The following is a 17844-nucleotide window of genomic DNA, read 5'->3' on the forward strand; positions in this document are numbered from 1 at the left end:
TCAGTCGCCGGTGCGCACAAGGCCCGCCCGGCGCTTTTTCTCCCCGCGGCGCATGAGGTACCAGGCCACCAGGGTGGCAAGGGATACCGCGAGGATGATCAGCGTGGCAAGGGCGTTGATCTTGGGCGACACTCCCAGGCGCACCGAAGAAAATACCACCATGGGCAGGGTGTTGGCCCCGGGGCCGGAGACAAAGCTGGCGACGACCAGATCGTCCAGCGACAGGGTAAACGCCAGCAGCCAGCCGGCGATCAGCGCCGGCGAGATGATCGGCAGGGTGACGGTAAAAAACGTCTTCGCCGGCGGCGAACCCAGGTCCATGGCGGCCTCCTCGATGGAGCGGTCAACCTCGCGCAGCCGCGCCGCCACCACCACCGCCACGTAGGCGCTGCAAAAGGTGGTATGGGCAATCCAGATGGTGACCATGCCGCGATCCGCCGGCCAGCCGGTCAGCGCGGCCATCTGCACAAACAGCAAAAGCAGCGAAAGCCCGGTGATGACTTCGGGCATCACCAGCGGCGCGGTGACCATGCTGGCAAGCATGGTCCTGCCGCGAAAGCGCCCGAACCGGGTCATGGCAAGCGCGGCCGGGGTTCCCAGGCACACCGCCATGCCGGCGGCAAAAAACGCCACCTTGAAGCTGGTCCACACCGCCGCGAGGATCTGCTCGTCGCGGAAAAGCTCGCCGTACCATTTCGTCGAGAACCCCGCCCATACGGTTACCAGGCTCGAGACGTTGAACGAATACGCCACCAGCACCGCCATGGGCAGATAGAGAAACACAAGCCCCAGCGCCAGCGCGGCGCCGCTGAAGGAAGGCAGCCGTCTCATGAGGCCAGCTCCCGGGACTGATGGCGGTGAAAGAGCATCAGCGGAATCACCAGCAGCCCCAGCATGATGGTGGCCAGCGCCGCCGCCACCGGCCAGTCGCGGTTGAGAAAGAACTCGTCCCACAGCACCTTGCCGATCATCAGCGTGTCCGGGCCGCCGAGAAGCTCGGGGATGACGAACTCACCCACCGCCGGAATGAACACCAGCAGGCAGCCCGCCACGATGCCGCCGGCAGACAGCGGCAGCGTCACCGTCATGAAGGTGTTGAAGCGCCGGGAGCCAAGATCCGACGCCGCCTCCCAAAGGGTCATGTCCAGCCGGTTCAAGTGAGCGTAAAGCGGCAGCACCATGAACGGCAGATAGGCATAGACAATGCCCACGATCACCGCAAAGCGGGTGTTGAGCAGGCGCAGCGGCGCGTCGATCAGACCAAGCCCCAGCAGCAGCTGGTTGGCAAGTCCGCTATTGCTCAAAATCCCCATCCAGGCATAGATGCGGATCAGAAACGACGTCCAGGACGGCAGCATCACCAATAGCAGCAAGACCAGCTGGGCGCGCGGCCGAGCTCGAGCCATGGCCCAGGCCATGGGATAGCCCAGCAGCAGGCACGCAAGCGTGGCCAGAAACGCCGTCTTCACCGACCCCCAGTAGGCCGCCGCGTAAAGCGAGTCGCCGAGGACAAACAGATAGTTGCCCAGGTCGAGAAACACCTGCAGCGTGCCGTCGACGTACTCGGCAAGCGGCGCGTAGGGCGGCACGCTGATCGCCGCCTCGGACAGGCTGATCTTCAGCACCAGCGCAAACGGCAGCAGGAAAAACAGCGCAAGCCAGACAAGCGGAAGCGCTATCACCGCCCGGCGCCCGAGCGACAAGCGCCCCGGCCGGGCGGCGGATAAAAAGGCAAGTCGGGCGCGCAAGGACATGGGCGGCGTCACTCCAGATGGTAAAGCCGGGGCGATGGCAAAAGGCCGACGGCCGAACTAGCGATTCAGCACGATGGTGCTGTGGTCTTCCCAGTAGACGTACACCGCATCCTCCCAGGTGGGTCGGTCGCCGCGGCGTTCGGTGTTGGCCATGCTCACCTTGAACAGCGTACCTTTTGCGGTGCGCACGTAGTAAAGCGAAAACCCGCCGAGATAGGCAATATCCTCCACCTCGCCCGCTTCCCAATTGTAGGGCGTGTCGGGACGCTGGCGGGTAAGCCAGACCTTTTCCGGGCGCAGCCCGGCCCAGACTCGGCGCTCGGCGGCCTGGGTGGTTACCCCGTGATCGATATAAAGCGGGCGCTCAAGGGCCGGGCTTGCAATCAGGCAGTGGTCGGCGGCGTCTACCTCGATTTCGCCTTCCACAAGGTTGAGCGTGCCGATGAATTCCGCCACCGTGCGGCTTGCCGGGCTTTCGTAGATATCCACCGGCGAGCCCACCTGCTCGATCCAGCCGTCGGCCATGACCCCGACGCGGTCGGCCATGGTCATGGCCTCTTCCTGGTCGTGGGTCACCATGATGCAGGTCACCCCCACCTGCTCGATGATTTCCACCACCTCAAGCTGCATTTCGGTGCGCAGCTTCTTGTCCAGCGCGCCCATGGGTTCGTCAAGGAGCAGCAGTCGCGGACGCTTGGCCAGCGAACGCGCCAGCGCCACCCGCTGTCGCTGGCCGCCGGAGAGCTGGGCCGGCTTGCGCCGGGCAAAGCGCTCCATATGGACAAGCCTGAGCATTTTGGCGACCCGCTCGCGAATTTCGGCTCTGGGCAGCCGGTCCTGCTTGAGACCGAAGGCGATGTTCCGCTCCACGCTCAGATGCGGAAACAGCGCGTAGGACTGGAACATCATGTTGATCGGCCGGCGGTACGGCGGCAGGCGGGTAATGTCGGTGCCGTCGAGCAGAATACGCCCGTCGCTTGGCGTCTCGAAGCCCGCCAGCATGCGCAGCAGCGTCGACTTGCCCGACCCTGATCCGCCCAGCAGGGCAAAGATCTCGCCGCGCCTGACCCGGAGGTTGACGTCGTCCACCGCCACCACGTCGTCAAAGCGTCGCGTCAGACGCCGAATATCGAGCACGGTCTCTTCGGCAAACCGCGGCGTCTTGCCCGCGGCGGCAGCAGGCGTCGTCATGCCCTTCCCTCCTGGCTCAGCGGCCGGATTTTACCCGGTTCCAGATGCGCGTGCGGGCGCGCTGCACGTCCCGGGGCTTTTCGTTGGCCACGTAGAGCTTGTCCATGACGTCGTCGCTCGGATAAATCGCCGGGTCGTCGAGAATGTCCTCGGGCAGGAAGTCGTCGGCCGCGGCGTTGGGATTGGCGTAGTGCACGTACTCGGTGATCTCGGCGGCGATCTCGGGCTTGAGAATGAAGTTGATAAAGGCGTGAGCGCTTTCCGGATTGGGCGCGTCGGCGGGAATCGCCATCATGTCGAACCACAGCGCCGCACCCTCCTTGGGAATGGTGTAGGCAATGTCGAAGTCGCGCCCGGCCTCCTCGGCGCGCTCGGCGGCCTGGAAGACGTCGCCGGAGTAGCCCGCCGCCACGCAGATATCGCCGTTGGCCAGGTCGCCGATGTAGCGCGAGGAGTGGAAATAGGTGACGTCGTTGCGCACCTTGGCGATGACGTCGCCGCCGGCCTTGAGGTCATCCACGTCGTTGCTGCGCGGGTCCAGGCCGATATAGGCCATGGCCGGCGAGATCATCTCGTCGGCGGAGTCGAGCATGGCGATGCCGCAGCCGGCGTCATCAAGCGCCCCGGTCACCTCGGGGTCGAACAAGAGCGCCCAGCTGTCGAGCGGGGCGTCGTCGCCCAGTATCTCGGTGACCCGGTCGACGTTATAGCCGATGCCGTTGGTGCCCCACATGTAAGGCACCGAGTAGCGGCTGCCGGGGTCAACCTCCTCGAGCTCGTCGAGTAGCCTGGTGTCGAGGTTTTCCAGATTGGGCAGCTGGTCATGGTCAAGCTCTTGATAGACGCCGGCGCCGAGCTGGCGACTCAGATAGTGATTGGACGGCACCACCACGTCGTAGCCCGAACGCCCGGCCAGCAGTGCGGCATCCAGCACTTCGTTGCTGTCGAACACGTCGTAGGTCACGTCGATGCCGGTCTCCCGGGTAAACTCTTCCAGCGTGTCCGGCGCGATATAGTCCGACCAGTTGTAGATGCGTACCTCGTCGGCCTGAGCGGGCATCGCCGCCACGGTACAGACAAGCGCTGCCGCCTTAAGCGGTAGTGTGTGCAGTCGCCCCATGAAACTCGCCCCCTTGTTGTACATTTTTACAGACTCGCCATTGATAGGCCCAGCGGCTGTTGCCTCCCGGCAGGCTCCCCCACTGGCAGACTAGCGAATTTTGCGGTCAGGCTAGGCTCATCGCAAGCGCCTGCCGGCAAAAAACTTGCATTTGGCCAACATGGCCCCCACGTCCTTGTCTGGCGGCGGCCTTTTGCCAAGACGCTGCCGCCTAGCCCAATACCCACATTACCGACTTTTTGCGCTTCAAGCCCGTTCGCTGGCGGCCTGGCACCCGCCGCACGGCACCGTTTCCCCGACCGCAAGGATAGCTTATAGCTATTACGATTTATGATTTTTCTCAATTTTATTAATCGAGCGGCAAGGGTTAGGGTATGAATCACCAGCTTGGCAACACCCGCTGAAGCAACCGACATCAACAGGAGATGTTTTATGTCCTTGATCAATACCGAAGTGAAGCCGTTTAAAGCCACTGCCTACCTCAACGGCGAATTCGTCGACGTCAGCGAAGAGAACCTCAAGGGTCAGTGGTCCATCTTCTTCTTCTACCCGGCGGACTTCACCTTCGTCTGCCCCACCGAGCTTGGCGATCTGGCCGACCGCTACGAGGAGTTCAAGAAGCTGGGCGTGGAAATCTACAGCGTTTCCACCGACACCCACTTCACCCACAAGGCCTGGCATGACAGCTCTGAGACCATCGGCAAGCTGCAGTATCCGATGCTCGCCGACCCGACGCACACCGTCTCGCACAACTTCGAAGTGCTGATCGAGGAAGACGGCGTCGCCGAGCGCGGCACCTTCGTGGTCGATCCGGACGGCAAGATCCAGATCATCGAGCTCAACGCCGGCAACATCGGCCGTAACGCCGAAGAGCTGCTGCGCAAGGTGAAAGCCGCCCAGTACGTCCGCGCCAACCCCAACGAGGTTTGCCCGGCGAAGTGGGAAGAAGGCGAAGAAACCCTGGCCCCGTCGCTGGACCTGGTCGGCAAGATCTAAACCGACCTGCGCCTTCGGCACCCGGGTCCGGCCCGGGTGCCCCACCCGTCACGGCGGGCTTGGGTTTGTGCCCCGAGGGCCAAGCGAGCCCAAACCCAAGCCCGGACCGCCAGGTCTCCCTGATACCCGAACCCCATGAATCGGCCGCGTTGTCCGCGTCGCGTGCGACGCCTCGTGCCCGTTTCATCCCTTATGACGCACCGTCAGCGACTGTGAGGAAGCGATCGACATGTTGGATGACAACCTGAAACAGCAGCTCAAGGCCTATCTGGAAAAAGTGACTCAGCCGTTCGAGCTTCTAGCCTCCCTCGACGACGGCGCCAAGTCTCAGGAGCTTGCCGAGCTGCTGGAAGAAATCAGCGGCCTGAGCGACAAGATTACCCTCTCGACCGACGGCACCGACGCGCGCAAACCGTCGTTTGCCATCAACCGCCCGGGCGAAGACACCGGCGTGGTGTTTGCCGGCATTCCCCTGGGCCACGAGTTCACCTCTCTGGTGCTGGCGCTGCTGCAGGTCGGCGGCCATCCGCCCAAGGTCTCCGACGAAACCCTGGAGCAGATCAAGTCCCTGGACGCCGACATGGAGTTCGAGACCTACTTCTCGCTCTCCTGCCAAAACTGCCCGGACGTGGTCCAGGCGCTCAACCTGATGGCGATCTACAACCCCCGGATTCGCCACGTGGCCATCGACGGCGCCGTCCACAAGCAGGAAGTCGACGAGCGCGAGATCATGTCGGTGCCCAACGTCTACTTGAACGGCGAGCCTTTCGATCAGGGCCGCATGAGCCTGGAGCAGATACTGGCCAAGGTGGACACCGGCGCGGCCGAGCGCGAAGCGCAGAAGATGAACGAAAAGGCAGCCTTCGATACGCTGATGATCGGCGGCGGTCCGGCCGGCGCCGCGGCGGCCATCTACGCCGCGCGCAAGGGCATCAGCACCGGCCTTGCCGCCGAGCGCTTTGGCGGCCAGGTCGCCGATACCCTGGGGATCGAAAACTTCATCTCGGTCTCCAAGACCGAAGGCCCCAAGCTGGTCACCGCCATGGAAGAACACGTCAAGGACTACGACGTGGACATCATGAACCTGCAGCGGGCGGTCAAGCTGACCCCGGCGGAAAACGAAGGCGGCCTGCACGAAGTCACCTTCGAGTCCGGCGCCACGCTCAAGAGCAAGACCCTGGTGCTGGCCACCGGCGCCCGCTGGCGCGAGATCAACGTCCCCGGCGAGAGCGAATACCGCAACAAGGGCGTGGCCTACTGCCCCCACTGCGACGGCCCGCTGTTCAAGGGCAAGCACGTGGCGGTGATCGGCGGCGGCAACTCCGGGGTCGAAGCGGCCATTGACCTTGCCGGCATCGTCGGCCACGTTACCCTGATCGAGTTCATGGGCGAAATGCGCGCCGATGCGGTGCTGCAGGAAAAGCTCGAAAGTCTGCCCAACGTGGACATTCTGCTCAGCGCCCAGACGACCGAAATCACCGGCGACGGCAGCCGGGTCAACGGCTTGACCTACAAGGACCGCAACACCGACGAAACCCACCACGTCGAGCTTGAAGGGGTTTTTGTGCAGATCGGCCTCGTGCCCAACACCGAGTGGCTCAAGGGCTCGCCGGTGGAAATGAGCGCCCACGGCGAAATCATCACCGACGACAAGGGCATGACCTCGGTGCCCGGCATCTTCGCCGCCGGCGACGTCACTACCGTGCCCTACAAGCAGATCGTCATCGCCATGGGCGAAGGCGCCAACGCCGCGCTGGGCGCGTTCGACTTCATTATCCGTAACTGAATGATTCGCAGCGGATCACGCGTCGCTGAATCACAAAACCCGCCGCAAGGCGGGTTTTTTTATGCCTGCATCAGCTGCATGGTGGTCTTTTATCCCGATATCGGCAGCATGGACTTGCTGCATGGTGGGAGCGCAATTTATTGCGCGAAGATACCGCCACGACACAGCATTCGCGCACTGAAGTGCGCTTATATGGACCCGTCCTGTTGTGCAAGCTAGAAGCAACCACGCATAAAGGTGAGGACTGCACGCTTATATCCGGCCTGTTGGTGGCACCTGCGGTGCCTGGCCCTGATGGAATACGCGCTCTCTGCTCTGATCTCCCACTCGGCCTCGCCATGGGCCTGCGCACTTCACAGAGTGACAGAGAGTCGGTCTGACCCGTTATGCCATCGAAGCATCTCGCCTGCGCAACCTCGGGGTTGGGTAACTTATCGTATGCTGAACGATCTCGCCTGTTTATTCGGTATCATTAAGCGGCCTCCTGCGGCTGGTAGCGGCGCTCATGGGCCAATAGCGACCAGCAAATCCGCGCCATCTTGTTTGCCAGGGCCACAATGGCCTTGCGTTGTCCAAGACGCGCCGCTAATGAGCAGGCCCAGCGGGACAGCCGGTCGGGCTGTTCCTGGCGCTGAAACTGGCGTAATGCCGCGCGGGCACCGTGCACCAGCTGCCGTCGAACCTCGCCATTGCCGCGTTTGGTGATACCCATTAACTGATGGCGGCCACCACTGGAATGCTGGCGTGGCACTAGCCCTAACGAGGCGCTGAACTGACGCCCGTTGGGAAACCGTGCCGGATCGCCCAGGTGGCTGAACAACAGCGTGGCGTTGATCGGGCCGATGCCGGGCAGACTCATCAGCCGCTGCATGTCGGCTGACGCTTTGGCCTGTCGCTGCAGCCGCTTGTCATAGCGCGCGATCCGCGCATCGTTCTCGAGCCACTGGTCGAGCAGGTCGTTCAGCAGGGTGTAGAGTTCTTCACCCAGCCGCGCCCGTTGCTCGTCCAGGCGTTCACGGATCACACCTTGGCGTATTACCGCATGCCCTTGCGACACGATCAGGCCAAACTCTCCCAGTAGGCCGCGCAGCTCATTGCCGATGGCAGTGCGCTCGCGCACTAACCGGCTGCGCACCCGGTGCACCGCTTGCAGGGATTGTTGCGCTTCTGTCTTGATCGTCACCCGAGGCGTCGCCGGGCGTGCTGCGGCCTCGGCGATAGCCGCGGCATCGCGTGCATCATTCTTGTGGCCCAGCACGAAGGGCTTGACCGCCTGCGGCGGCAGTAGTTCTGCCTCATGGCCCAGGGCGCGAATTTCGCGTGCCCAATAATGGGCCGAGCCGCACGCCTCCATGGCGATGCGGCAAGGCGGCAGCTGGGCCAGCGTGAGCCGCAGCTGATCACGCTTAACCTGCTTGTTAAAGATGTTATGGCCGCGCGCATCGGCGGCGTGCAACTGAAAAACGTGTTTGGCCAGGTCAATGCCGACAATGCTAATCTGTTTCATGGATGGGCCCTCCTTTCAGATGCCGTCAGTGTTCTGTGCACTGCTAGCTAGATGTCATATCCAGCTTGGCACAGAAGGACGGGTCCATCCCATTTCCCACCCAAGATTCAACTTAGTGCCAAAACAGGGCCACGGCACCTGCTAACGCCCACGACACACCGGGCATTCCGGGTCTCTTGGCAGCCTGAACTGCCGCCACTGCCCGCGCAGAGCGTCAAAGGTGGCAAGTCCCCGGTGCACCTGGCCGGCACCGCTCAAAAGCTTGAAGGTTTCCACTGCCTGGAAGGTGCCGATCAGGCCCACCAGCGGCGCCATGACGCCGTTTTCCGCGCAGGTCATGGCTTCGTCGTCGCTGTCGTCCGGCGGATAGAGGCAGGCGTAGCAGGGGCACTCGGGGTCCCGGGGGTCAAAGACCGCCACCTGGCCGGAAAAGCGGATCGCAGCCCCCGAGACCAACGGCACGCCGGTGGCCCGGCTGGCGGCGTTGATCGCGTAGCGGCTGGAAAAGCGGTCGGTGCAGTCGAGCACCACGTCCGCCGTGGCCACGACCTCCTTCAAGGCCTCTCCCAGCAGGTGGTCATTGATGGCAGTGATCTCGCAGCCGGGGTTGAGGGCGGAAAAGCTCGTTCTGGCGGACTCGGCCTTGTTGCGCCCCAGGTCCGCCTGGCCGTGGGCGATCTGGCGCTGAAGGTTGGAAAGCTCCACCTCGTCGGCGTCGACCAGAGTCAGCCGCCCAACCCCCATGGCGGCCAGGTACATGCCCGCCGGGGAGCCCAGCCCGCCGGCGCCGATAATCACCGCGTGGGCGTCCAGCAGGCGCTGCTGCCCGCCTATCTCCACCTCGGGCAGCATGATCTGACGGCTGTAGCGCAGTAGCGCCTGATCATCCATCATGAGTTATTTTCCCTCCAGGTCATCGAGCGGCAGGCTGAAGCTTTCCTTGACCTCTTCCATCACCACGTAGCTTTTGGACTCTTTCACCCCGGGCAGCGTCAGTACCACGTCGCCCAGCAGCTGGCGGTAGGCCGACATTTCGGCAATCCGGCACTTCAGGATATAGTCGAACTGGCCGGAGACCAGGTGGCACTCCTGGATCTGGGGCAGTTTTTCCACCGCTCGGCGAAACTCGTCAAACACCGCCGGCGTCTGGCTTTCCAGGCTGATTTCCACAAACACCAGCAGATCGGCGTGCAGCGCGCGCGGGTCGAGCAGGGCCTGGTAGCCGCGGATCACCCCGGTACGCTCCAGGCGCTTGACGCGCTCCAGGCAGGGCGTCGTGGAAAGCCCCACCCGAGCGGCCAGGTCGACGTAGGAAATGCGCGCGTTTTCCTGCAGGCAGCGCAGGATATTCAGGTCGATACGGTCCAGCGTCTTGTGCTTGGCTTTCATGGCAGGATCCCATCGCGTTAACAGAAATGGCAGTCAGGCAGCGGAGTGCTGCCCCAGGCTGACGCGTTCGTGGCCGCCCAGATCCCGCACGCTTGCCACGCGGGCGTAGCCGGCCCGGCCAAGCATAGCGCGCACATCGGCGGCCTGGGTATGGCCGTGCTCCAGCGCAAGCCAGCCGCCCGGGGCCAGAAAGTCGCGGGCGCGATCTACCAGAAAGCGCAGGTCGGCGTAGCCCGCCTCCCCGGCGACCAGCGCCGAGCGCGGTTCGAAGCGCACGTCGCCCCGCGCCAGATGCGGATCGTTATCGGCAATGTACGGCGGGTTGGCAACGATCAGGGCGAACGCCGGCTCGGCCTCGCGCTCCAGGGCCTCAAACCAGTCGCTGTGGATAAAGCGGGCGTTGCCCAGCCCGAGCGCAGCGGCGTTGCGCCGAGCAAGGGCGACGGCCTCCGTACGGATATCCACGCCGACAACCTGCCACCCCGGGCATTCGCTTGCAAACGCCAGCGCCACCGCGCCGGTGCCGGTGCCCATGTCCAACAGCCGGCCGGCGGGGGCGGCGGCGTGCTCAAGAGCGGCTTCGACCAGGGTTTCGGTATCCGGCCGGGGGATCAGCGTGCCCGGCGAGGTGGCCAGACTCAGCCCCCAGAACTCGCGCTCGTCGGTGAGGTACGCCACCGGCCAGCCCTGGGCCCGAGCGGCAACCAGGGCGTCAAAGCGCGCCCGGTGCCAGCGGGCGCCGGTGGCGCTGCCCTGCGTGCTCTCCCCCCAGGCTCCCCAGGTGCTGTCTCCCCAGGTATATAGCCAGGTGCGGTTACAGCCGATGACGTGAAGCAGCAGCGCTTCGGCGTCCAGCCGGGGGGTCGGCGAGCCGGCCTCTTCAAGGCGCCGGGCGGCTCGGCGCGCGCTCTCCTCCAGAATCACTCGCTGCCCTGAAGCGCGGCCAGCTGGTCAGCCTGGTATTCGTGAATCAGCGGGTTGATCACTTCATCCAGCTGCTCGCCGTTGACCACTTCGTTGAGCTTGTAAAGCGTCAGGTTGATGCGGTGGTCGGTGATCCGGCTCTGGGGGAAGTTATAGGTGCGAATGCGGTCGCTGCGATCCCCGGTGCCGACCAGCGAGCGGCGCGCGTCGGCCTGCTGCTGGCGCTGCTCGTCCAGCGCGTTCTGCTTGAGCCGAGAGGCCAGATGCGACATCGCCTTGGCCCGGTTCTTGTGCTGGCTGCGCTCTTCCTGGCACTCGACCACCACGCCGGTGGGCAGGTGGGTAATGCGCACGGCCGAGTCGGTGGTGTTGACGTGCTGGCCGCCGGCGCCGCTGGCGCGAAAGGTATCCACGCGCAGATCGGCCGGATTGATGTCGATCTCGCCGACGTCTTCCACCTCGGGCATCACCGCCACGGTGCAGGCCGAAGTATGTACGCGCCCCTGGGACTCGGTGGCCGGCACGCGCTGCACCCGGTGGGCGCCGGACTCGAACTTGAGCCGGGCGTAAACGCCGTCGCCCCGGACCCGGGCAATGATCTCTTTATAGCCGCCCATCTCGCCGTGGTTGGCGCTGACCACAGCCACCCGCCAGCCGTGCTGCTCGGCATAGCGCGAATACATGCGAAACAGATCGCCAGCAAACAGCGCCGCCTCGTCGCCGCCGGTACCGGCGCGCACTTCCAGAAACACGTTGCTGTCGTCGTCGGGGTCTCTGGGCACCAGCAGGCGCTTGAGTTCATCTTCCAGCGCTGCCAGCCGCTCGCGTCCGTCGTCGATCTCCATCTCGGCCAGCTCGCGCATTTCGGCGTCGCTGTCGTGGCGCATGGCCTCGGCGGCCTGAATATCGCCTTCGATGCCGCGGTAGCGCTGCCAGGCGGCCACCAGGTCCTCGAGCTCGGCGTATTCCCGGGAATAGTCACGAAAGCGCGGCTGGTCGGTGATCACATCGGGGTCGGCGAGCAGCATGGCCAGCTCCTCGAAACGTTCGACAAAGCCGTCCAGGCGGTGGCGCAGCGTTTCTTTCATACGAGGGTTTCATCCTTCTGGCGAGGCGCCTCTGCCTTGCGGGGCGCAGCGGCCTTGTCGTGAGTTTCAAAGGCGGGCTTGGGCGGCAACAATAGCCTCGGCGCCGCGTGCAATACGGCGTGATCCTCCTCGGAGGCGGCATCGCGAATCGCCTGGGTCGGCCGGTGCATCAGCCGGTTGGTAAGCTGATAGGCCAGCCGCTCGATGATCTCGGCGGGGTCTTCGCCCCGGGCCAGGCGCGCCAGCGCCTGGTCCCGGGAGAGATCGCGCAGCGCCTCCCCCTGCTCGCGGTAGGTCTGGATCAGCTGGCCGCCGCTGCGAATGCGGCGCTCGTGAAGCCAGCTGCCCACGCCGTGCTCGATCAGCGACTCGGCCTGGTCGGCGGCGACCTGACGATGGCGACGATTTTCCTGAATGACCACTTCCAGGTCATCCACGGTGTAGAGAAAGACGTCGGCAAGCTCGCCCACCTCGGGCTCGATATCCCGGGGCACGGCAATATCCACCATGAACACCGGGCGGTGTCGACGGTTCTTGAGCGCCCGCTCCATCATCCCCTTGCCCAGAATGGGCAAGGGCGAAGCGGTGGAGGAAATCACGATGTCGGCGCTTTCCAGCGCGTCGGGAATCTCCGGCAGGGTGATGGCCTCGCCGCCCAGCGCCGCGGAAACGTTTTCGGCCCGCTCCCGGGTACGGTTGGCCACGGTGAGCTGGCGCACGCCGGCCTCGTGCAGGTGGCGGGCCACCAGCTCGACGGTCTCGCCGGCGCCGATCAGCAGCGCCCGGGAGCGACCGAAGTCATCAAAGATGCGGCTGGCCATGCTCACCGCCGCGTAGGCCACCGACACCGGGTTCTTGCCGATACCGGTTTGGGTACGCACCTGCTTGGCCACGGCGAAGGTGTGCTGAAACAGGCGCTCGAGCTCGCCGCCCAGCCCGCGCGAATCCCGCGCCTGCTGGTAGGCTTCCTTGAGCTGGCCGAGAATCTGCGGCTCCCCGAGCACCATGGAGTCCAGCCCTACCGCCACGCGCATCAGGTGGCGGGCAGCGTCGTTGTCCAGGTAATGGTAGGCGCAGCGCGTCAGGTCCTCGACGCTAAGCTGATGAAAACGCCCCAGCCAGTCAAGCACAACGGGCTCTCCCGCGGCGTCGGTCACGCAGTAAAGCTCGGTACGATTACAGGTGGAAAGCACCGCCGCCTCGCGGATTTGCGGCAGCGAGCGCAGCTCACCAAGCGCCTGCGTCAGCTGCGCAGGCGTAAAGGCGACCTGCTCGCGCACGGCAACCGTGGCGGTACGGTGATTGATTCCCAGGGCAAGAAGCGTCATGCGTTGTGCGTCTTCACTAGTGTGTCGGTCGTGACATCTGGCCTTGTGGCTGCCAGTGCACGTCGATTGGCGCGCCTATTCTATCACAGCCGTGACGGCTCTTACCCCTACTGCTTTTCCTTGCCGCTGGCTCGCATCACTTTGCCCCGGGCCGGCAAGGGGCTATGCTGAGCGTCCCGGCCCACGGATCGAAAACTGACCGAGAACTGCATGCCACTTCGCGCTACCGCTACTCGCGCCACCCTGACGCGCGCCCTTCAGGCCGCGCCCGCGGCGTCGCTGCTGCCCCTGCTGGCGGCAGGCGCTCTGCTCGGCGGCTGCCAGACCGCGCCGCCGGCCAAGCCTCCCGGCGAGGACATCCTCGCCTCGGCCCCGCCCATTACCCGAGGCCTGGACGCCAAGGGACTGGAGACGCTGCTCACCGCCGAAATGGCCGGCCAGCGCGGACGCTACCGCGACGCTACCCAGGGCTACCTGGAGGCCGCCGAGCGCTACGCCGACCCCGCCCTTGCCGAGCGCGCCACCTTTGCCGCGCGATTCAGCGACTCCGCCTCGCTGCTTGAAACCGCCGCGGCGCGCTGGCAGACGCTGGACCCCTCAAGCACCACGCCCGGCCGTCTGCTCTCCGCCCTCGCCGCCGAGCAGGGCGACTGGGAGAGCGCCCTCGAGCAGCGCCTGAGACTTGCCGCCCGGGGCGACGAGGCTCGGCTTGCCGCTCTGGCCGGCCAGGCCATTGCCGAAGGCGCTCCGCCGTCGCCGCTGCTCGACCGGCTGGACGCCGCGCTGAATGCCGCCGACCCTCTGCCCCAAGCAGGCCGGGGGGACGCCCATCTGGCCGCCGCGCTGCTGGAACAGGCCCGCGACAACGCCCCTGCGGCGCGCGCGCATCTGGCCCAGGCCCGTCCTCTGATTGCCGACGCTCCGGCCCTGTGGCGAACCCAGGCACAGCTGGCGCTGGACAGCGGCGACTACCGCGACGCCCGCAAGGCCGCCCAAAAAGGGCTCGAGCTTGCCCCGGAAGACGCCCGCTTTACCCTGCTGCTGGTTCAGGCCGATATTCGTCTGGGCAACGTGGGCGCTGCCGAACAGCACACGCGCGATCTGCTGGAGCGCCACGAAGGCGGGCGCGACCTGCGCCTAGCGCTGGCCCGGCTGTATCTGGATGAAGAGCAGCCGGCCGCCGCCCGGCGGCTGCTCGAACCTGTGGCCGGCCGCGACGACCTTTCCGCTACCGGCCACTTTCTTCTGGGCAAGGCCGACCAGGCCACCGGCGATATCGACAGCGCCCTTCAAAACTACCGCCAGGTCACCGGCGGGGAGGAGCTTTTGCCCGCCAGCGCCGCGGCGGCGCGCATGCTGATCGACGCGGACCGCCTGGCCGATGCCCGCGCCTTTCTCCAGAACCAGCGCCGGCGCCTCACCGAACGTGACAGCGAACTATTGATGCTGGAAGTCGAGCTGCTCGACGAGCTTGGCCAAAGCGCCGAGGCCGACGCTCTGCTGGCCCAAGCCATCGAGCGCACCCCGAACGCCAAGGAGCTGCTGTATCACCGCGCCATGCGCGCCTGGCAAGACGGCGATATCGCCGGCATGGAGCGCGACCTTCAGCAGGTGCTGAAGCAGGACCCCGACAACGTCATGGCGCTCAACGCCCTGGGCTATACCTGGGCCGACGAGCAGGTTCCCGACCGCCTTGACGAGGCCCGCCGGCTGGTCGAGCGGGCCCACGAGCTGGCGCCCGACAACCCCGCGGTGCAGGACAGCCTCGGCTGGGTGTACTTTCGCCAGGGTCAGCCGGAAAAGGCGCTGCCCTTGCTGGAGCAGGCCTATCAGGCCATGCCCGACCAGGAGGTAGCCGCGCACCTGGCCGAAGTGCTTTACGCGCTGGATGAAACCACGCGCGCTCGCCGGATCATCGCCCGGGCGCTGGCGCGCCACGAACGTCACCCGGCGCTAGACGAGCTGCTTGCGCGCCACCCGGCGCTTGCGCCGTAGCGCCGCGCCCGCCACCGTTTCTTACGCTTTTACCTCAACAGGAAGCCCCTTATGCTCAGCACCCTGTCACGTACCGCCCGCCTGCCACTGCTTTCCGGCCTTGTCGCCGCCGGCCTGCTGGCCGGGTGTGCCACCCAAACGCCCGTTGATGACAGCGGCCGTGCCCGCGGCGACTGGAAAGCCCAGCAGACCGATATCCAGGCGCTCGAGCGCTGGTCGCTGGTGGGCAAGGCCGGGCTGCGCACGCCCGACGAGCGCCAGAGCGCCAACCTCGACTGGAACCAGTTCCCGCACTATTTTCGCATGCTGGTCAGCGGTCCCTTCGGCGGCGGGCGCACGGTGCTCGAAGGCCGCGAAGGCCGCTTTACCCTGACCAACGGCGACGGCCGCTTTGAAGCCGAGTCCCCCGAGGCGCTGATGGAAGAGCAGCTCGGCTGGTCGCTGCCGGTGCGCGACCTGCCTTACTGGGTGCGCGGCCTGCCCGGCGAGCGCGACACCTATCGGCTGGAAACCGACGCCTTCGGCTTCCCTGCACACCTGGAGCAAAACGGCTGGGAGATCGACTACCGCGACTGGACCCAGGCGGGCGAGCTGTGGCTGCCGCGCAAGCTGGCGCTGGCCTACGGCGACATGCGCGTCACCCTGGTCATCAACCGCTGGCAGACGCGCCCGGATGCCGGCAGCGCCGACGCGGACGACTGATCGATGACGGCCTCGCTTACGCTACCCGCGCCGGCCAAGCTCAACCGCACGCTGCATATTGTCGGCCGGCGGCCGGACGGCTATCACGAGCTGCAGACGCTGTTTCAGTTTCTCGACCTGTGTGACGAGATCACGCTGACTCCCCGGGTTGACGGCCGGCTGGTGCTGGAAAGCCCCCTTGACGGCGTGGCCGACGACGACAACCTGGCCCTGCGCGCCGCCCGGCGGCTGCAACGCCTTGCGCCCGCCGGCTGCGGCGTCAGCATCGAGATCGACAAGCGCCTGCCCCTGGGCGGCGGGCTTGGCGGCGGCAGTTCCAACGCCGCCACGGTGCTTCTGGGGCTCAACGCGCTCTGGCGACTCGGGCTGTCGCTTGACGAGCTGGCGACGCTGGGCCTGGCGCTGGGGGCGGACGTGCCGGTGTTCGTCAGAGGCCGCAGCGCCTGGGCCGAAGGCGTCGGCGACAGGCTTACGCCGGTCCAGCTGGCAACCCCCTGGTTCGTGGTCATTCACCCCGGCGTGAGCGTCTCCACCGCCGGGGTGTTCGGCGATCCAGAATTGACACGCCATACCCCGCCGATTAATATGGCGCGCGCACTTCAGGGGGGAGCATCCACCTGGCGCAACGACTGCGAAGCCGTGGTCAGAGCCCGATATCCGCCGGTCGCAAGCGCGCTTGGCTATCTTGGTCGCTACGCGCCAGCCGGGCTTACCGGTACCGGAGCCTGCGTGTTTGCGGCTTTCCCGCACGCGTCTGACGCCCGGCGAATAGCACAGGCGGCAGGCGAATACGGCACGGCCTGGATCGCCAGAGGATGCAATCACTCACCCCTTCATGAAGCTCTGGGCGGCTAAACGCCAGCCCTGCTGGAACACAACTGGGGTATCGCCAAGCGGTAAGGCACCGGTTTTTGGTATCGGCATGCGCAGGTTCGAATCCTGCTACCCCAGCCAGTCCGGCAGACAGCGGCGCCGAACGGCCTAGCAAGAACGCCCGAGATTTCCAACACTGCAAAGGTGGCTGCGCGTGTCAAAACTGATGGTTTTCGCCGGGAACGCCAATCCCGAGCTCGCTCACAAGATTGCCGATAGCCTGGACAGCCGAATGGGTAACGCCACGGTCGGCCAGTTCAGCGATGGCGAGATCGCAGTCGAGATCAATGAGAACGTGCGCGGCAAGGATGTCTTCATCCTGCAGTCCACCTGTGCGCCCACCAACGATAACCTGATGGAAATGATCCTGATGGTTGACGCCCTGCGTCGCGCCTCGGCGGCGCGCATCACCGCCGTACTGCCCTACTTCGGCTACGCCCGCCAGGATCGCCGGGTGCGCTCCTCGCGGGTGCCGATCTCGGCCAAGGTGGTGGCCGACATGATGGTCAAGGCCGGCGTGGACCGGGTGATGACCATGGACCTTCACGCCGACCAGATCCAGGGTTTCTTCGACGTGCCGGTGGACAACGTCTACGGCTCGCCGATCCTGCTCGACGATATCGAGCGGCAAAACTACCGCGATCTGGTTGTGGTCTCCCCGGACGTCGGCGGCGTGGTACGCGCCCGGGCCATCGCCAAGGCGCTCAACGTCGATCTGGCGATCATCGACAAGCGCCGCCCGGCGGCCAATCAGGCCCAGATCATGCATATCATCGGCGAGATCGAAGGCCGCACCTGCGTGGTGGTCGACGACATGATCGACACCGCCGGCACCCTGTGCAAGGCCGGCGAAGCGCTGATGGAGCGCGGCGCCAAGAGCGTGGTGGCCTACGCGACTCACGCCATTCTCTCGGGTCCGGCGGTGGACAACATTACCGACTCCGTGCTTGACGAAGTCGTGGTGGCCGATACGATTCCGCTGGCGGAAAACGCGCGTCGCAGCGGCCGCATCCGCCAGCTCAGCGTCGCCGGGCTGATCGCCGAGGCGATTCGCCGGGTCAGCAACGAAGAATCCGTCAGCGCAATGTTCCACTGATTGCCTGACTTTCGCAGCGGCGGGGAGTGCCCCGCCGCTTCTGGAAACGCCGTCGCCTGGTCGCGGGCGGCGGCGTTTTCCAACGTTAACCAAGA

Annotated in this window: 16 protein-coding genes and 1 tRNA gene; 7 read left to right on the forward strand and 10 right to left on the reverse strand. The window is 65.4% G+C overall.

Features of this window, described 5'->3' with window-relative positions; all coding sequences use genetic code 11:
• From P1P91_RS10630 to P1P91_RS10645, 4 genes are read right to left on the reverse strand one after another with little or no spacing between them, the layout of a single operon-like run.
• Positions 1 to 831: an ABC transporter permease subunit gene (locus P1P91_RS10630; RefSeq protein ID WP_311882502.1), complete on the reverse strand. Its 831-nt coding sequence runs from the start codon at positions 829 to 831 to the stop codon at positions 1 to 3.
• Complete coding sequence (locus P1P91_RS10635; RefSeq protein WP_311882503.1) at positions 828 to 1754, reverse strand: ABC transporter permease subunit; 927 nt, start codon at positions 1752 to 1754, stop codon at positions 828 to 830. The genes P1P91_RS10630 and P1P91_RS10635 overlap by 4 nt, the downstream gene beginning before the upstream one ends.
• A gap of 57 nt (positions 1755 to 1811) precedes the next feature.
• The gene (gene potA, locus P1P91_RS10640; protein WP_311882505.1) at positions 1812 to 2945 is read right to left on the reverse strand and encodes a polyamine ABC transporter ATP-binding protein; all 1134 of its coding nucleotides are present in this window, start codon (positions 2943 to 2945) and stop codon (positions 1812 to 1814) included.
• Between the two features lie 16 nt (positions 2946 to 2961).
• On the reverse strand, positions 2962 to 4065 hold the full coding sequence (locus P1P91_RS10645) for a polyamine ABC transporter substrate-binding protein (protein ID WP_311882507.1): 1104 nt from the start codon (positions 4063 to 4065) through the stop codon (positions 2962 to 2964).
• Between the two features lie 432 nt (positions 4066 to 4497).
• Here P1P91_RS10645 and ahpC point away from each other — a divergent pair, with 432 nt between their 5' ends.
• On the forward strand, positions 4498 to 5061 hold the full coding sequence (gene ahpC / locus P1P91_RS10650; RefSeq protein WP_311882509.1) for an alkyl hydroperoxide reductase subunit C: 564 nt from the start codon (positions 4498 to 4500) through the stop codon (positions 5059 to 5061).
• A gap of 229 nt (positions 5062 to 5290) precedes the next feature.
• Positions 5291 to 6847 carry an alkyl hydroperoxide reductase subunit F gene (gene ahpF / locus P1P91_RS10655; protein ID WP_311882510.1) on the forward strand — a complete coding sequence of 519 codons (1557 nt, stop codon included), beginning with the start codon at positions 5291 to 5293 and terminating at the stop codon, positions 6845 to 6847.
• Between the two features lie 472 nt (positions 6848 to 7319).
• On the opposite strand, the gene P1P91_RS10660 is transcribed toward ahpF, so the two are convergent.
• The 6 genes from P1P91_RS10660 to hemA all read right to left on the reverse strand — a co-directional run bounded on the left by P1P91_RS10660 (position 7320) and on the right by hemA (position 13083).
• A complete protein-coding gene (locus P1P91_RS10660) occupies positions 7320 to 8354 on the reverse strand; it encodes an IS110 family RNA-guided transposase (RefSeq protein ID WP_311882511.1) in 1035 nt (344 codons plus the stop codon).
• 141 nt (positions 8355 to 8495) lie between these two features.
• On the reverse strand, positions 8496 to 9248 hold the full coding sequence (locus tag P1P91_RS10665) for a HesA/MoeB/ThiF family protein (protein ID WP_311882512.1): 753 nt from the start codon (positions 9246 to 9248) through the stop codon (positions 8496 to 8498).
• A 3-nt stretch (positions 9249 to 9251) separates the two neighbouring features.
• Positions 9252 to 9743, reverse strand: a complete 492-nt coding sequence (gene lrp, locus P1P91_RS10670; protein ID WP_311882513.1) for a leucine-responsive transcriptional regulator Lrp — start codon at positions 9741 to 9743, stop codon at positions 9252 to 9254.
• A gap of 33 nt (positions 9744 to 9776) precedes the next feature.
• Entirely contained in the window at positions 9777 to 10667 is an 891-nt protein-coding gene (gene prmC / locus P1P91_RS10675) for a peptide chain release factor N(5)-glutamine methyltransferase (RefSeq protein ID WP_311882515.1), read from the reverse strand.
• Entirely contained in the window at positions 10664 to 11755 is a 1092-nt protein-coding gene (gene prfA / locus P1P91_RS10680) for a peptide chain release factor 1 (protein ID WP_311882516.1), read from the reverse strand. The genes prmC and prfA overlap by 4 nt, the downstream gene beginning before the upstream one ends.
• On the reverse strand, positions 11752 to 13083 hold the full coding sequence (hemA, locus tag P1P91_RS10685; protein ID WP_311882517.1) for a glutamyl-tRNA reductase: 1332 nt from the start codon (positions 13081 to 13083) through the stop codon (positions 11752 to 11754). Before hemA ends, prfA begins: the two co-directional genes overlap by 4 nt.
• A 210-nt stretch (positions 13084 to 13293) precedes the next feature.
• On the opposite strand from hemA, the gene P1P91_RS10690 reads away from it, so the two are divergent.
• From P1P91_RS10690 to P1P91_RS10710, 5 genes are all read left to right on the forward strand, one after another.
• A complete protein-coding gene (locus P1P91_RS10690; RefSeq protein ID WP_311882518.1) occupies positions 13294 to 15078 on the forward strand; it encodes a tetratricopeptide repeat protein in 1785 nt (594 codons plus the stop codon).
• A 51-nt stretch (positions 15079 to 15129) separates the two neighbouring features.
• Positions 15130 to 15780, forward strand: coding sequence for a lipoprotein insertase outer membrane protein LolB (gene lolB, locus P1P91_RS10695; RefSeq protein ID WP_311882519.1), 651 nt, complete (start codon positions 15130 to 15132; stop codon positions 15778 to 15780).
• 3 nt (positions 15781 to 15783) lie between these two features.
• Positions 15784 to 16635, forward strand: a complete 852-nt coding sequence (ispE, locus tag P1P91_RS10700) for a 4-(cytidine 5'-diphospho)-2-C-methyl-D-erythritol kinase (RefSeq protein ID WP_311882520.1) — start codon at positions 15784 to 15786, stop codon at positions 16633 to 16635.
• 24 nt (positions 16636 to 16659) lie between these two features.
• Positions 16660 to 16734: transfer RNA gene (locus tag P1P91_RS10705), tRNA-Gln, on the forward strand.
• A 73-nt stretch (positions 16735 to 16807) separates the two neighbouring features.
• Complete coding sequence (locus tag P1P91_RS10710; protein WP_311882522.1) at positions 16808 to 17749, forward strand: ribose-phosphate pyrophosphokinase; 942 nt, start codon at positions 16808 to 16810, stop codon at positions 17747 to 17749.
• Positions 17750 to 17844 lie beyond the last annotated feature (95 nt).

The sequence above is a fragment of the Halomonas piscis genome (assembly GCF_031886125.1).
GTDB classification, from domain to species: Bacteria; Pseudomonadota; Gammaproteobacteria; order Pseudomonadales; family Halomonadaceae; genus Vreelandella; species Vreelandella piscis.

Excerpts from the sequence above, each read along its gene's own strand:
- ispE (WP_311882520.1), top strand. The coding sequence starts at position 15,784 with ATGACGGCCTCGCTTACGCTACCCGCGCCGGCCAAGCTCAACCGCACG.
- P1P91_RS10630 (WP_311882502.1), bottom strand. The coding sequence starts at position 831 with ATGAGACGGCTGCCTTCCTTCAGCGGCGCCGCGCTGGCGCTGGGGCTT.
- P1P91_RS10660 (WP_311882511.1), bottom strand. The coding sequence starts at position 8,354 with ATGAAACAGATTAGCATTGTCGGCATTGACCTGGCCAAACACGTTTTT.
- P1P91_RS10635 (WP_311882503.1), bottom strand. The coding sequence starts at position 1,754 with ATGTCCTTGCGCGCCCGACTTGCCTTTTTATCCGCCGCCCGGCCGGGG.
- hemA (WP_311882517.1), bottom strand. The coding sequence starts at position 13,083 with ATGACGCTTCTTGCCCTGGGAATCAATCACCGTACCGCCACGGTTGCC.
- ahpC (WP_311882509.1), top strand. The coding sequence starts at position 4,498 with ATGTCCTTGATCAATACCGAAGTGAAGCCGTTTAAAGCCACTGCCTAC.
- P1P91_RS10665 (WP_311882512.1), bottom strand. The coding sequence starts at position 9,248 with ATGATGGATGATCAGGCGCTACTGCGCTACAGCCGTCAGATCATGCTG.
- lolB (WP_311882519.1), top strand. The coding sequence starts at position 15,130 with ATGCTCAGCACCCTGTCACGTACCGCCCGCCTGCCACTGCTTTCCGGC.
- P1P91_RS10690 (WP_311882518.1), top strand. The coding sequence starts at position 13,294 with ATGCCACTTCGCGCTACCGCTACTCGCGCCACCCTGACGCGCGCCCTT.
- lrp (WP_311882513.1), bottom strand. The coding sequence starts at position 9,743 with ATGAAAGCCAAGCACAAGACGCTGGACCGTATCGACCTGAATATCCTG.
- prfA (WP_311882516.1), bottom strand. The coding sequence starts at position 11,755 with ATGAAAGAAACGCTGCGCCACCGCCTGGACGGCTTTGTCGAACGTTTC.
- P1P91_RS10645 (WP_311882507.1), bottom strand. The coding sequence starts at position 4,065 with ATGGGGCGACTGCACACACTACCGCTTAAGGCGGCAGCGCTTGTCTGT.
- potA (WP_311882505.1), bottom strand. The coding sequence starts at position 2,945 with ATGACGACGCCTGCTGCCGCCGCGGGCAAGACGCCGCGGTTTGCCGAA.
- ahpF (WP_311882510.1), top strand. The coding sequence starts at position 5,291 with ATGTTGGATGACAACCTGAAACAGCAGCTCAAGGCCTATCTGGAAAAA.